Below are 15,250 nucleotides of genomic sequence, written 5' to 3'. Positions count from 1 at the left end.
TATTATGAATTTAAGTTTTATATTTTTAGTTATTTGCTAAACCATTCAGTTGGCTTAACCTCTAAATTAATATTAATTTGTTTTACCTCAGTAAACGTATCTAAACCAAAGGTTCCTAACCCGCGACCAATCCCGCTCTGCTTGTAACCTCCCCATGGTGCTTCATTATAGGCGAGATTATAAGCATTAACATAGGTAATTCCGGCTCTTATTTTTTTAATAACCCTCAAAGCTTTGGCGCCATCTTGTGAAAAAACACCTGCAGCAAGGCCGTATGAAGTATCATTTGCCAACTGGATTGCTTCCGCTTCATCTTTAAACTTTTGAACGACAAGAACTGGACCAAAAATTTCTTCCTGAACAATTCTCATGTTAGGATTGGTGTCAACAAATATGGTTGGCTCAAAGAAATAACCATTTTCAAGCCCATTGCTTTTGATACGGCGGCCACCGCAAGCTAATGTAGCTCCTTCGTCTACCCCAATTTGAATATATTCAAGGATCTTCTTCAGATGGTCTTCACTTACAAGCGGACCCATTTCGGTAGACGAATCTTCCCCAGGGCCTACCTGAATCTTTTTCGCTCTTTCTACCAATCTAGCAATAAACTGATCATGAATGCTCTCTTCTAACAGTAACCGGGACCCCGCATTGCATACTTGGCCGGCATTGGTAAAAATCCCATTCAATGCATAATCGATGGCAGTCTCAAAATCTGCATTAGCGAAAACAATATTTGGCGACTTGCCGCCGAGTTCGAGAGAAATGTTTTTAATATTTCCTGTTGCTGAATTCATGATACTTCTACCCGTTTGTGTACTACCTGTAAAAGAGATCAAATCTACCTTTTGGCTTTCCGCTAATTCACTTCCAACTGTTGAACCACCTCCCAAAACCAGGTTTGCAACACCAGCCGGTATCCCCACTTCTTCCATGATCTCAAATAATTTGTAAGTGGTGACCGGAGTGATTTCAGCTGGTTTAAATACAAGTGTATTTCCCGCAGCAAGCGCAGGGGCTATTTTCCAAGCTCCAGTCAACAATGGAAAATTCCATGGAGCAATAAGTCCGCATACACCGACAGGTTCCCGAATAGCCATGGCTTGCACAGGGTCGGCAACCGAATACGTTTGACCATTTGGCTTTGTCACTAGCCCAGCATAGTATCGAAAGCAATTCACAGTATCAGCTATATCAAACTCTGATTCTTTAAGAGGCTTTCCCATATTCTCTGTTTCAAATTTGCTTAGCTCTTCTGCCTTTTCTTCAATCTTATCCGCTATTTTAAATAAGTAGGCTGCACGTTCAGATGCCGGTAAGTCAGACCAAATTCCCGAGTCAAAAGCTGTACGTGCTGCATTAATCGCCATTTTGGCTTCTTCCCTGCTTCCCTTTGGAACCTCAGCCATGATTTTACCGTTTGCAGGATTCACAGCATGACTCTTTTCTCCGCTTAATGAATCCATCCATTCACCATTAATAAACATTTTCAACTTTAACATTATGACAGACCTCCAATATGATATTTTTACTTTACCTGTTGCGGGAAAACCTATTGATCGATGACTATTTGTGTGATTAATAGATTTTTGCTTTAACCCCTAAAAAAAACCTATGTGTTTTTGCAAGCGCTTTCTATTTTGGATTTAGCTCCCTCCTTGATTTTAAATTCAATTCTTAAATCATTTAGAAGATTTAGTACTTTTAGTGTAAACCTTGTCGTTACACAAAGGTCAATAAGTGTTTTATATATTTTTAAGGGGTGATTCTACTGAAAATAAAGGGAAAATTAACCATTAGTGAATTGTCGAGGTTACGAGGGTTAACATGGGAGTCCTAACATCTCTATAATCGGATTAAAGAGACTTCGGGGTTTACCCGAAGCCTCAATTTTTTAACTGTCTATTCTCATAGTTGCCTATTCAAAATTACTCAGCAAGGTTTAATACCGTTACTTTTTCACGCGTCATTGATTCAATACTTTTGCGGATACCCTGTGCTCCCATTCCGGATCCTTTTACACCGATAAACGGAAAATGATCAGGACCACGTTCCGTTCGTCCGTTAATTTGAACAGAGCCTGTTTCGATTTTATTAGCAATCGCAAATGCTTTATTAATATCTTTTGTAAAGACACTTGCCTGTAGGCCGAATTCAGACTTATTGGCAATATTCACCGCTTCATCATCAGATGATACGCGGATTATTGGCAGCACTGGCCCAAAAGGTTCTTCCCAAGCTACAGCCATATCCTCTGTCACATGATCAAGAAGAGTAGGATAAATTAAATTACCTTCACGCTTATTTCCTGTTAAAAGGGTTGCACCCTTTTCGATTGCATCCTCAATTAGCCCTTGAACAAAGTCAGCTGATTGTTCATCAATTAACGGAACAACTGTGCTGCCATCTTCTGGGGAACCTACAACCAATTTTTCAATTTCTTCTTTCAAGATCACGGCGAGCTCGTCAGCAACATTTTCATGCACTAATACGCGTTTAATCGCAGTACAGCGCTGACCGGAATAGGAAAACGCACCGCTGATAATATGCTTGGCAGCTTCGTGTAAATCCGCATCTTCTCTCACAATGCCAGGGTCTTTACCTCCAAGCTCAAGTACAAGAGGAATCATCCCTGCCTTTTTTGCTAAGCGCATACCAGTGGTTGTCCCGCCTGTAAAGGAAATCATATTAATTCCTTTATGCTCAACTAAGTAATCCCCAATCACAGAGCCACGGCCTGTCACAATATTAACAAGCCCTTTCGGTAAATTTGCTTTATTTAGTGCCTCAATCATTTTAATTCCGGAAATAGCTCCTTGAGTGGCCGGTTTAAAGATGACAGCATTCCCTGAAATAAGTGCCGGCGCTAATTTTGCGGCAGCTAAATTTACCGGATAGTTAAAAGGAGGAATGGCAAGGACTACTCCCAGTGGGACACGATTAACGATGGCAATCTTTGATTTAGATCCGCCCGGGAAACTGTCTCCCTTTAAACTCTCGCCATTCATATGCATTGCTTCTTCGATTGTGTAACGAATGAAATCTGCGGTACGCACCACTTCATTCCTCGCATCTTTCAAACTTTTTCCTACTTCTTTCATAATAACTTCAGCAATTTCAGCTTGCATGTTAACTAATTCATCTGCCCATTTATATAAAAACTTTGCACGTTCTTGAAGGGAAGTTTCAGCCCATCTCTTTTGTGCCTTACTAGCAAAATCAATTGCCTGGTCAACCTCTTCAGTGGTAACTGCCTGCACTTCTCCTATTACTTCATTTAGATATGGTGAAGAAATTTTAATCGTTTCTCCAGACTTACTTTTTCTCCACTCTCCGTTGATATAAAAAGGATATGCTTTCAAATCTAGTACAGTTGTTGACATCTCCATTCTCCCTCCAATTGTTAAAATATTAAACTTATTTTAAATAAGTAAAATTTTCCGATTTTTTATTTTAAAAAAATTTCAAAATCAGATATGTTTCTTGAAGACGGTTCTTCAAAATATAAGAACCGTCTCAGTTAAAAATTATTTACAAAAGTCGTCCCTATTTAACAACTTCCTTTACGGCTTCGATTACTTCATTTGTGGTTGTCATTTGCAGGGCTTTTTCAGCTAAGTTCTTCATTTCTGTTTTAGAAAGACGAAGAATTTGGGAACGTGCTTTTAGGATGGATGTTGCACTCATTGAGAACTCATCAAGCCCCAGGCCTAAGAGAAGTGGAATGGCGGTTTCGTCTCCTGCCATTTCACCACACATTCCTGCCCATTTGCCTTCAGCATGCGCAGCATCAATGACCATTTTAACCAATCTTAAAATCGACGGGCTGTATGGCTGATATAAATAAGAAACACGTTGGTTCATACGATCTGCAGCCATTGTATATTGAATTAAATCATTGGTACCAATACTGAAAAAATCCACTTCTTTAGCAAATTGATCCGCTAAAACAGCCGTTGAAGGAATTTCCACCATGATCCCCAACTCGATTTTTTCTGCTACCTGTTGGCCTTCAGACAAAAGCTTTCTCTTTTCTTCTTCAAGAAGTGCTTTTGCCGACCGGAACTCATCAAGTGTGGCAATCATCGGAAACATAATTTTCAAATTACCATAAACGCTGGCACGAAGCAGGGCACGAAGCTGGACCCGGAACATATCCTGCATTTCTAAGCATAATCGAATCGCCCGAAATCCAAGGAACGGATTCATTTCCTTTGGCAGGTCTAAATACGGGAGTTCTTTATCTCCGCCGATATCAAGGGTCCGTATGACTACAGGCTTTCCTTCCATCCCCTCTAATACCGTTTTAAATGCAGCAAATTGCTCCTCTTCTGTTGGAAGCTGGGTGCGCCCCATATATAAAAACTCTGTGCGGTATAAACCAACGCCTTCGCCGCCATTTTCGAGCACTCCCTTGAGGTCCTCCGGTTTACCGATATTTGCCGCAAGTTCAACATGCTCCCCATCTTTTGTTACGGTCTTCTCATTGATCAGCTTGGCCCACTCCGCTTTTTGCCCTTCGTAAGCAGCCTTTTTCTCGTTATACTCTTTGATTTCTTCTTCTGTTGGATTGACAATTACCCTTCCATCTAAACCATCAAGAATAACAACATCACCATTTTCAATGTCAGCCATGACGGTTTTTGTTCCGACAACTGCTGGAATTTCCATGGAACGAGCCATGATCGCCGAATGGGAGGTGCGGCCGCCGATATTTGTTGTAAAGCCTTTAACAAACTGGCGGTTTAATTGAGCAGTATCAGAAGGTGTTAAATCCTCTGCAATCATAATAACCTCTTCAGAAATCAAACTTGGGTTTGGGATTGTCACCCCTAAAAGATGCGATAAGATTCGCTTGGCCACATCACGAATGTCGGCAGCACGTTCTTTCATATATTCATTATCTAATGCTTCAAACATAGACACGAACATATCTACCACTTCTTGTAACGCAAACTCTGCATTGAAGTGTTGGGCTTGTATTTTATCTTTAATTTGATTAATTAGTTCAGGATCATTTAGAACAAGCAGATGGGCTTCAAAAATTTCAGCTTTGTCGTCGCCAATTGTCTTAGAAGCATGTTCCTTGATTTTCTCAAGCTCTCCCTTAGACGACTCTAGCGCTTGTTCAAAGCGTTTCACTTCGTGTTCAACATCTGTTACCGTGTTTTTTTCTACTTTTAACTCTGGATTTTCTAAGCGGAAGGCTTTTGCGATCGCAATCCCGCTTGATGCAGCAATTCCTGAAATTCTTTTTGTTAAAACTTCTTTTGTAATCATTCTGCAAGACCTGCACTTATTAGAGTATTTTCTAATACACTTAATGCTTCTTTTTCATCAGCGCCTTCAGCCGATACTTTGATTACTGCATCTTTTGGAATCCCTAAAGACATAACACCCATAATGGATTGTAAGTTTACTGATTTGCCGTTGTATTCTAATGTGAGATGAGAATTAAATTTGCTTGCTGCTGATACAAGAATTGTTGCTGGGCGGGCATGGATCCCTGTTTCATCTATAATTGTGAATGTTTTGTTTACCATATTAAAATAAGCTCCTTTATTTTTAATTTATGAATTATTTATTTTAGCAATCTGCTTCTTGCACAGGAACGATAGTTCAGTCAATTGTGGAGTTTTGCTTAAAGAAGGATCTGATTTCGTCAATCGACTCTAATTCCTTTAAAATTTCAAGGTTGTTTTTTTCACTGAGTAGTTCTGTCAACTGCGAAAGTGCCTTAAGATGGGTTGTATTATCTGTCGCCGCAATACAAAACATCAATCGAACGGGATAATCATTGTTATTTAAAAAGTAAACCGGTTTTTTTAGATTTAAAAAGCTCATCCCTATCCGATTAACTCCCTGTTCAGGACGGGCATGCGGGATGGCTACTTCCGGACCAATGACGACATATGGACCTAATGTGTCAATATTTTCAATCATCGCCTCAATATAGGATGCTTCAATCGTCCCGTTTATCAAAAGGGGATTTGCAGCTGCTTTTATCGCCTCTTTCCAATCAAAAACCTCATCCATCACCTGAATGGTTTCTGCTTGTAATAGATCCTCTAATAATGGCTGTTTCCCCTTATTTACATTTCCTTTTCTATAAAATGAAAAATGACCTAATTCCTGTTTTAATCCTTCTTCATCATCAATCGTAGTGAACTTCCCAATGATATGAATCAATTCTTTCAGCGAAATATCGTGATATTGAATCCCAAAAAGCAGTTGATAAACTTCGTTGACTAAAATATGCTTTTCATTTGGTGTCATAATTGGCTTCACGTAAAAACAAGGAAGTTTTGTCTCCAGCCTTACGGTCGAAAACACAAGATCATAATGGTCAAATTCTCTCTCCTGAAATTCCCGTAATGATAAGGTTTTTTCAACCATAATCTCAGAGAAAAGGGATTCCAGCTGGTGTTTAACCATTAAGGACGAACTAATGCCGCTTGGACAAACCACGATTGCTTTCTTTTTTTCCGGCATTTCCTGCTTTGGTCTTTCCAACAAAGCTCCAAAGTGGATTGTGATAAAACCTATTTCCTCTTCAGGGATGGTGATTTTCAACAATGTTCCGATCGGATGAAGCATTTCCTTCACAATCATGTATAACTCTTTATGCTCAGTCTTAATTTGATTAAGAAGGGGATTTTCCACAGGAATCCGATATTTCATACGATAATAGGCGGGCTTAAAATGCTGGTACAACGTATGGACAACGTCGTCCTTTTTTTCAAAAACAATGCATGCCTTTGTCTCAAAATCAAAGACAAGCTGTTCGCAAAGCTTAAATAGTAGATCCTGATCACTACCCAATACAGAACTTTTTCCAAAAGACAAACCAAGAAATTGGATTGTTAAGTAACATAACTCTGATTCCTCAACCTCAATTCGGAGAAGTTGACTTAACATAATAGACACTTTATGCATCGGATCTTTTTTTAATAAAGTCATTTCATCTGAATGAAATTGGACAAGCCTTTTTCCCTGCTGCCGGTAATAATAAAAAATCAAAAAAATGGCTAATTGATTTAAACGTTCTTCTACAAAATTAAGAGAAAACTGCATTTCAATTTGTTTAAGAATGTTCAGGTTTTCTTGAAAATCAATTTTTTCAGTTTCTTCTTTTAATAGATAATCCAACAGCTTTTCAAAGTAAGGAACCTGAATCAGACGGGATATGTAGTGCATGGCAAGAGCTCTTTTATCAAACTCTGTTCCGATTAGATGGTAACCAGATTTGCGTGAATACCGAATTTCCACCAAGAAAGGTTGAATAATCTTATTTGCCTTTTTCAAATCGGAAATAACCGTGTTCTTACTAACTTGTAAAAGTTGCGTTAGATGAAAGGATGAAATTGTATCATTTCGCTTAAATAAATAAAGGTAGATAACCGCCAGGCGTTCTTCTTCGGTAAAAACGAAATCCTGCTCATGCTGATTTGTCTCCTTATTGCGAAAGTATTCCACTACAGCATCAGGCACTACAATATAATGGGTACCTTTGTATGGGATTGTGGGAAGTTCTCTCTCTTTTAGCCATTGATTCACTTTATCAAAGTCATAGGATACTTGACGTTTGGTTAATTGAGTTGCTTCCATAATCTGATTCATTTTGACACTCTTCACCTTTAAAAGATAATCCAATAAAAGAGAAGGGCGTTTATCAATCATCATTGGTTTGTCCTCCTATTACCATCATAATATCAACCGCTTACATATAGTTTATCGATTGGGAACAAATGATGTATGGATAAACGTACAAAATTGCGCTGAACTCCCAATAAGACAAATCTTTATTTTAATATAGACAATTCAAATAATAATATGAACTACAAGAAACGTAAAAAGGCAACGCCCGAGCTTGGGTTAGTTGCCTTTAAAATGAGTTGCGATACACGCTCAACTTGCGCTTTTGCTTACTTTAATATTCTCCTTTAATTACAAAAAACGAGCCTCGAATGGTTCCAGCTAGTTTAGACCTCTGCTTAGCAAACTTAAACTTCCCTTCTAACTCCTTTGGTACCTCCATCCCCTCAGAGAGCTTAAGACCAACGGCCCGTTTCGGCTTAGGGCCATCAACTGTATACATGACGTTGACCTCAAGACCATCCTCATAAAAGACGTAGGCCATTTTGATATTTTCCACTTGAAAACGCGACGTTTCTAAAGGTTTGGCCGCAAACTCAATATCACGTTCTTTCAAAATCCGGTTCACATAATCAAGGGTCTCTTGGCTTTCGCTAGCTGGTACTACCGTAAATTCATGCTTGTATTTGTTCATAAAGTAACGGGCTTCATTTGCACGTAAACCAGCAAGGGCTTCTGCTACAGGCGAAGACTCCAAACCGGCCGTAGACACATTTTTAAAATCAACGATATTGGACATTTCCAACTCTCCTTTTATCTCTTTATTTCCTAACTACAGGAATCCACATTTCACCATAAACTAAGCCGTCCCGCTGCCCCATCTCAACCGATGTATTTGGCCCACCGACATAGGCAAAATTCTTTACTTCTGGCAAGACTTGACCGAAGGCAACCCCAGCTAGTTTGTTATGCAATTCATCAGCCGTCTCCCCTTCCCCTTTAACAACCAGGTATTCCCCCTTAGGAAATTGGATTACTCTGTCTACTTCTAGTGCCGATGCCTTTGACATGACGCCGGCATAATGCATCATCTTGTTATTCACCGCTTCGTTCACAGCAAAAACGTAGTCATTTGTGGCTTTTGTCTTTAAGGTGTCTAGCCTTCCATCTTGCTTGACGTCCTGCCAAAAGTTTGACTTTTCCTTGTTTATGCCAGCAAAGTCAGTGTAATGGCTCTTAAGCTCAGTTCCAAAACCTAAAACGGTAAAGCTGTCTTTTTCTTCTATAGTATAATCTGCCATATTCAAAACCTTCCTTTTTGTTAAATTAATCAAATGATTTGTCTTCTTCACTTGATAATTATATGATAAGGTTAAATCATGTCAAAAAATGATACTGTTTGGGAGCCACGATGAAAAAAGTTGAACGGATTAATATCATCATGCGGTATATTAACAATCGCGCCTACTTTACAATTTCTGAAATCATGCAAGAATTTAACATCTCTCGTTCGACAGCTATTAGAGATATCAGAGAAATTGAGAGCATGGGAATGCCGCTTGTTTCTGAAGTTGGAAGGGACGGGGGTTATTTTGTCATGAACAACTCTGTCCTGCCCGATGTTCACTTTACCGATAATGAGGTCAAAGCGCTTTTTATTGCCTTTATGGCCACAAGAAATCAACAACTCCCTTATCTAAAGAGCCGTAATTCTTTAGCTGAAAAATTACTTGGCCTTATCTCAGAAAACCAGCAAGATGACCTTGTTCTTTTAAATCAAATCCTACTTTTTGAAGGGACAAACCCCAACAATCCCGACCTGCTTGATCTTTCAGACCTACCCCATCCCATGGTAGAAAACCTTATCCAGATCCTGCTTTTGGATCGCTATTTATTGATTACCATCAAAGAGTCGACTCATCCAATATATCTCTTGCACCTTTATCATGAAAAAAGCCTTTGGCTCATTGAAGGCTTTGATTTAAAGGAAGAAAAGAAGCAGATTTTTCCTGTCGATCATCTCACCGATGTCAAACCCTTCCCGACGAACAAAAGATTAAGCAAGAAAAAGATTTTAGAAATAATAAGTAAGCAGGAAGAAGTAAGCAACCTTGTCCTGGAACTTGGTCCAAAAGCGATTGCCCAGTTCAAAAAATACCATCCTTTAAATATTTCAATTTCCTATACGAATCCTTTCCAAACCACAGCCATTCTAAAAGCTTTTATCAATGTTAATAAGCCCGAAGAATTGACCGAAATAACTAATTGGCTGCTTTTTCTAGGTGAGGATATCAAGGTTAGGGAAGTGCCAGAAGAAGTCTTAAAAGGTTTACAAGGGAGGTTAAGCTTATTCTGCCCATAAGCAGTTCAAGTTAAAACACACAATTGTCAGTCCCCCCTTATTTCCGCACACAAGGGGGAACCTTTTTACTTGCTGCCGCTGCTTTAATTGTTACTGCATCTTGATCAAGAGTATCCGCACTTATCGGTTTGGGGGATCAAGCTAAGCATCCAAGCTGATAAATAGACGGAAAAATTTCGCTTAATTCGCAATTATTATTAAAAATGGCTTAAATAGACGGAGAGATTCCGCCTATTAACTCGAAAAACGTGAAAATGGGGCTATTTTGCTTTGCATAATCGGAAAACCTTCCCTTATTTACCCCGAAACGTGCTCCATTCGGCATCTAACCGGAAAATTTCCGCTTATTTTACTTTTGCTAGTCACGCGATTAAGGACAAGACATCTTATTTAAAGGGAGTGAGTTTTATATAAATAAGGTTTTCTATTCCTAATAAAGAAACTCGCCAATTACTATGGCGAGTTTTACTTTTTATTATAAGAACAAGTTGCTGGCATATGTAGTTAATTAATCTTTATGAAAAAATAAGCATAGAAATGATGTCTAATAGATTGAAAAAAATGAACGCCTGTGGTAAATTTATATAGATAGACATTGTATAATTAATTTGGAATATATTATCCCTATTTTAATTATACATCATAAATTTTCGGTAGTCAACCCCTTATCATTATTTTTTTTAAAAGGAGTGTTTGCTATGAATTTAGAATTTCAGCAGGAGCAAAAACGTGTGGACGGTGTTATGGAGACAATTAAGGAGCAAATCAGCAGATTGGAGAATGAAACTTCCCAGCGTCGAAACGAAGTGATCCAAATCCGCAAACACTTTTGGGACGAAATCAAGGTGAATATTGATACTTTCGATGATTTTCTCGAGACCATTATCGGCTTGAGACAAGAAGCTCAGGCTCTTTCTGTAAGCCAAAGCACCCATAGACATACATCAAAGAGATTGACCGCGCTGCGCCGGATGGAGGAGAACCCCTATTTCGGCCGAATCTCTTTTCTTGAAGAAGGAACATCGACTCAGGAACAGATCTATATTGGAATCTCCACACTTACCGATACAAGTGGCGATAATTTCCTTATCTACGACTGGAGGGCGCCGGTCTCGAGTGTCTACTACGATTATCAGCCTGGTCCGGCGAAGTATGTAACGCCTGGAGGGAAAATCAAAGGTGTATTGGAGAAAAAGTGGCAATTTCTTATCCGCGGCGGCGTTCTCCAATCCATGTTCGATACGAGTCTCACCATCGGAGACGAGATTTTACAGAAGGTGCTGGGCAAAGGTACTGACAAACATATGCACAATATAGTCGCTACCATTCAACAGGAGCAAAACAGGATCATCCGACATGACCGGAAGCGGCTGCTCATTGTACACGGCGCGGCTGGGAGCGGAAAGACATCAGCCGCCCTGCAACGAATTGCTTATTTGCTCTACAAGTATCGAGATAGTCTGAATGCTGATCAAATTATTCTTTTTTCGCCTAATTCGATGTTTAACAGTTATGTGTCCAATGTGCTGCCGGAACTTGGCGAAGAGAATATGCAGCAGGTTACATTCCAGGAATACTTGGACCATCGTTTGGGCAAAGAGTTTCAAGTTGAAAATCCCTACGAGCAATTGGAATATGTTTTAACTGCAGGAAATACTCCCTCATACAGATCAAGGATAGCTGGTATCCAATTCAAGGCATCAACACGTTTTTTTGAGGCAATCAAATCATACAGGCAATCACTAGAATTGTCCGGAATGCTCTTCAAAGATATTACCTTCAGAGGAATGCCACTTGTTACCGTGGGGAAAATTGCAGAAAGGTTTTATAGCAGCGACACCTCCCTTCGCTTCCATAACAGACTTGAGAAGTTGAAGGATTGGTTAATGAAGCAAATAGATGATGCCGAAAAGGTCGAACGGACTAAGCCATGGGTACAGGAGGAAATCGAGCTGCTCAGCAACGAGGATTACCATAAGGCCTACACCTACTTGGCGGAAAAACAGGGCCTTAAAGGTGAAGCGATTGCCGATTATGAAATCGAACCAAAAGCACTGGCTCGATTGATTGTTCGCCGTAAGTTGAAACCGTTGCGGAATCGGATCAGGGCGTTTCGTTTCGTAGACATTAAGGGGATGTACAAACAGCTTTATACCGCCACCCTGCAAATCAATCAGTGGATGGAGGGGGAAACACCCGTGGAGTGGGCGGATATTTGCCGAATAACACTAGAAACGCTGGACGAAGATAAATTATTTTATGAAGATGCTACTCCTTTTTTACTTTTGAAAGAGCTTATTCAAGGCTTTCAGACGAACAGTTCAATTAAACACATTGTTATTGATGAGGCACAGGATTATTCACCTTTTCAATTTGAGTTTTTAAAGCGTTTGTTTCCTTCAGCAAGGATGACCGTGCTCGGAGACTTTAATCAGGCGATATTTGCCCATGCACGCGAAATGGTTGATTTCCACACACTTACTTGTCTTTATGGACCGGAAGAAACGGAAGTGATCAACATGGCAAGGAGTTACCGCTCCACAAAACCGATCATCGAATTTACACGCAGCCTCATACCTAACGGCGACCGGATCATCCCTTTCGATCGTGATGGCGAGTTACCTGTGCTGACACAATTGTCCGATCGCGCTGAACACCACCGCTGCATTGCATCCAAAGTCGCTGATTTGCGAAGTCTAGGGCTTAATAGTATTGCGATAATATGCAAATCAGCTGAGGAAAGTACAAAGGCATATAAAGCTCTATCCAGCATTGATGAAATTAAGCTCTTGAAGACCAGCTCCATTGAATATGAACAAGGAGTGGTTGTCATACCGTCGTATTTGGCAAAAGGCATCGAATTTGATGCCGTCATCATTTATGATGCATCGAAACAAGTATACGGTGATGAGAGCCTGCGTAGAGTTTTCTACACAGCCTGCACCAGGGCTATGCATTATTTACAGGTTTATAGTGTAGGCGAACCAAGCCCATTTTTGGAAAACGTCTTCCAGGAAGGTTTGATCCGAGCTTGACTTAGTAGTAGCTGATAGTGGCTGGACCTGTACTTTTAAATAAAGAAAGAAAAAGCTGACTTTACGGATGAGTCAGCTTTTTTTCTAAACCTTAAATTATAACGAAGAAGGAGCTTGAAACCCCTTTTTCTTATTACTTTCCACTTTTTACATTATGTTCTGTATGCAATGTTGCAATCATGCCATAAAAAGCATAGTAGAAGGATTCTGGCGCTTTCAAACGGAAATGTCCCACTTCATCTGCGCTGAAATTAAAGGTCTTTTCTAACAACCGATAAGTAGAATAGGCATAAAAGCAAAAATACGTAAAATCAAACCCTGGCATTTTTTGATAAATAACGGCAATTTCCTCTTTATATAAATCAATATTAGCTGTTGCTTCATCAATAATGGTTTTTAAATCATCTAAGCCAACTTCAAGAAATAATTCATTTTTTTCTATTTTAATATTAGCCATTTACCTAACCTCCAATTTATTGCCTCTAAAACCATTAGACCACCTTTTTAAATCCTTTGGTATGTTTTACATCACATATATAGTGGTAATTAAATCAATACAATAGAATACCATCCATTCAATGGCCAAAGTTAGGAATTTCAAAAAAAAATCTCTTCCAAAATAATCTGGAGAGATTTTTGAAATGAAAAACTATTAAACATGCAAACTTGCTTTTTGGTATGAAATCGACTTGCTCTTTGCTTCGGCCCAATTATAGGCTAAATACCGCCAAGCATTTGCCATTGCCTGAAGAATGATCAAACTGATGAAAGCACCCCAAGCACCCGTCTGCCCAAAATGAAATACTTGAGTTAACAAAATCGTACAAGGGATAAATAAAAGCCAGTTGAGCAATAAGGCAGCCCGCGACAAAAAGGTAGTGTCCCCCGCGCCTCTAAGCCCCCCGGCAAAAATAATGCTTGCTCCACTAAACAATTGAATGAAAGAAGCCAAATGAATCAGCCCGATTGCAGTCATGAAAACGGCAGAGTCAGAAGTATACATTTTCGCAACTGGCAGGGCAAATAGAAACAAATAAATCGAAAACAAACCCATAAATCCTAAGCCTAGATAGGCTGTTACCAGACCAAATCTCCTTGCTTGCAGCGGCTGACGCTTTCCAATTTCCTGGCCGATCCCAATCGTAGCTGCAGAACCAAATCCATTTGCAGGCATAAATCCGAACGAAAGAATATTGAGAGCAATTTCATTTGCAGCAATGGCCACTGTTCCAAGTCTTGTAATACAGCTTGTAAACACTAACATTCCTATACTATTGGAAAGTTCAGTAATTCCAAGCTTCAAACTTTCAAATAAAAGAAGACGTACTTGCTGGATTTCAATCGGTACCCAGGAACGGGTGGAATATTTCTTATGAAGGTGATGGAAGTACACAATAAAATTTAATAGAAAGGCAATCCCTTCTGCACCTACCATACTCCAAGCTGCACCCTGTAATCCCAAATCAGGAAAACCCATCTTCCCATAAGCAAGAGCATAAGTTAGAAAGACCACCAATGCACTGTTGATAATCGAAATAATCATCGGCGTTCTTGTATCACCCGTTGCTCGTAAATAAGCATAAAAGACAATGTTAAAAACGGTAAACATCATGGCATACATCCGGATTTGAACGTAAGGTGTTCCAAGCGTTAAGATGGTCGCATTGGATCCCATCAATTTCAAAATAAAATGCGGGAAAACAAAGGTTCCAACCAATAGCAACAACGCTTGCAATCCTGAACCGATTAACGCAATTTGCATGCGTTGATTCCCCTGTACCATATCTTTTGACCCGAAGTTTTGTGCTACCAAATAGTTAATGGCCCCTTGGTTTCCTGAAAACAACGCCCATAGATTGTACATGAGAATATTTGAGATACCTACCACAGCAATCGACGCTGCCCCCAATTTCCCCACGATCATCAAAATAAGCAGCCCCGTAACTGTCATCGATGAGAAGGTTGCGATCGATGGAATAGCCAATCGAAGAATTTCCTTAATTAATTTCATGTCGAATACCACCGGTCTCTTTAAAATATAAAATGATAAATAATATGTGCATCATTTAAAACGTATGTATGTGAATATTCAAGATGATACTTTACCTCTTACAATGACATCTTTGATATTTTAGTTTAATTTAAATTTTAGGTAAATAGACGGTTTGCACAAAAAACTGAGAATTTTTTATGCACATTTGCAATTGGTGCCTGGCACGCACCGATTTTTCTTGTTTCACAATTGTTCCACAAAGCC

11 protein-coding genes are annotated in these 15,250 nt (G+C 39.5%); 2 read left to right on the top strand and 9 right to left on the bottom strand.

The genetic code is table 11. From position 1 onward, the window contains the following. Window positions 1-29 precede the first annotated feature (29 nt). The 7 genes from ACZ5XR_RS03045 to ACZ5XR_RS03015 all read right to left on the bottom strand — a co-directional run bounded on the left by ACZ5XR_RS03045 (window position 30) and on the right by ACZ5XR_RS03015 (window position 8,897). Entirely contained in the window at window positions 30-1,502 is a 1,473-nt protein-coding gene (locus tag ACZ5XR_RS03045) for an aldehyde dehydrogenase family protein (RefSeq protein WP_464500238.1), read from the bottom strand. A gap of 426 nt (window positions 1,503-1,928) precedes the next feature. Continuing rightward, entirely contained in the window at window positions 1,929-3,383 is a 1,455-nt protein-coding gene (locus tag ACZ5XR_RS03040; RefSeq protein WP_464502204.1) for an NADP-dependent glyceraldehyde-3-phosphate dehydrogenase, read from the bottom strand. Between the two features lie 163 nt (window positions 3,384-3,546). Then, complete coding sequence (gene ptsP, locus ACZ5XR_RS03035) at window positions 3,547-5,280, bottom strand: phosphoenolpyruvate--protein phosphotransferase (protein WP_464500237.1); 1,734 nt, start codon at window positions 5,278-5,280, stop codon at window positions 3,547-3,549. Beyond that, window positions 5,277-5,543, bottom strand: a complete 267-nt coding sequence (locus ACZ5XR_RS03030) for a phosphocarrier protein HPr (protein WP_464500236.1) — start codon at window positions 5,541-5,543, stop codon at window positions 5,277-5,279. The genes ptsP and ACZ5XR_RS03030 overlap by 4 nt, the downstream gene beginning before the upstream one ends. A gap of 76 nt (window positions 5,544-5,619) precedes the next feature. Next, on the bottom strand, window positions 5,620-7,683 hold the full coding sequence (locus ACZ5XR_RS03025) for a BglG family transcription antiterminator (protein WP_464500235.1): 2,064 nt from the start codon (window positions 7,681-7,683) through the stop codon (window positions 5,620-5,622). A 247-nt stretch (window positions 7,684-7,930) separates the two neighbouring features. Beyond that, window positions 7,931-8,395 carry a phage tail protein gene (locus ACZ5XR_RS03020; protein ID WP_464500234.1) on the bottom strand — a complete coding sequence of 155 codons (465 nt, stop codon included), beginning with the start codon at window positions 8,393-8,395 and terminating at the stop codon, window positions 7,931-7,933. Window positions 8,396-8,417: 22 nt separating this feature from the next. Further along, window positions 8,418-8,897 (bottom strand): GyrI-like domain-containing protein, encoded by a 480-nt coding sequence (locus tag ACZ5XR_RS03015; protein WP_464500233.1) that lies wholly within the window; start codon window positions 8,895-8,897, stop codon window positions 8,418-8,420. Window positions 8,898-9,007: 110 nt separating this feature from the next. On the opposite strand from ACZ5XR_RS03015, the gene ACZ5XR_RS03010 reads away from it, so the two are divergent. Both ACZ5XR_RS03010 and helD read left to right on the top strand, forming a co-directional pair. Continuing rightward, complete coding sequence (locus tag ACZ5XR_RS03010) at window positions 9,008-9,958, top strand: helix-turn-helix transcriptional regulator (RefSeq protein WP_464500232.1); 951 nt, start codon at window positions 9,008-9,010, stop codon at window positions 9,956-9,958. 698 nt (window positions 9,959-10,656) lie between these two features. Continuing rightward, window positions 10,657-12,993 carry an RNA polymerase recycling motor HelD gene (gene helD, locus ACZ5XR_RS03005; RefSeq protein ID WP_464500231.1) on the top strand — a complete coding sequence of 779 codons (2,337 nt, stop codon included), beginning with the start codon at window positions 10,657-10,659 and terminating at the stop codon, window positions 12,991-12,993. A gap of 133 nt (window positions 12,994-13,126) precedes the next feature. Here the strand turns inward: helD and ACZ5XR_RS03000 are convergent, their stop codons facing one another. Both ACZ5XR_RS03000 and ACZ5XR_RS02995 read right to left on the bottom strand, forming a co-directional pair. Then, window positions 13,127-13,450, bottom strand: coding sequence for a hypothetical protein (locus ACZ5XR_RS03000; protein ID WP_464500230.1), 324 nt, complete (start codon window positions 13,448-13,450; stop codon window positions 13,127-13,129). A 195-nt stretch (window positions 13,451-13,645) separates the two neighbouring features. Further along, a complete protein-coding gene (locus ACZ5XR_RS02995; RefSeq protein ID WP_464500229.1) occupies window positions 13,646-15,004 on the bottom strand; it encodes an MATE family efflux transporter in 1,359 nt (452 codons plus the stop codon). Between the last annotated feature and the right edge of the window lie 246 nt (window positions 15,005-15,250).

The sequence above is a fragment of the Neobacillus sp. Fa239 genome, from assembly GCF_055395235.1.
Note: the sequence above shows the minus strand (reverse complement) of the source record. Positions and strands in the feature narration are given on the sequence as shown.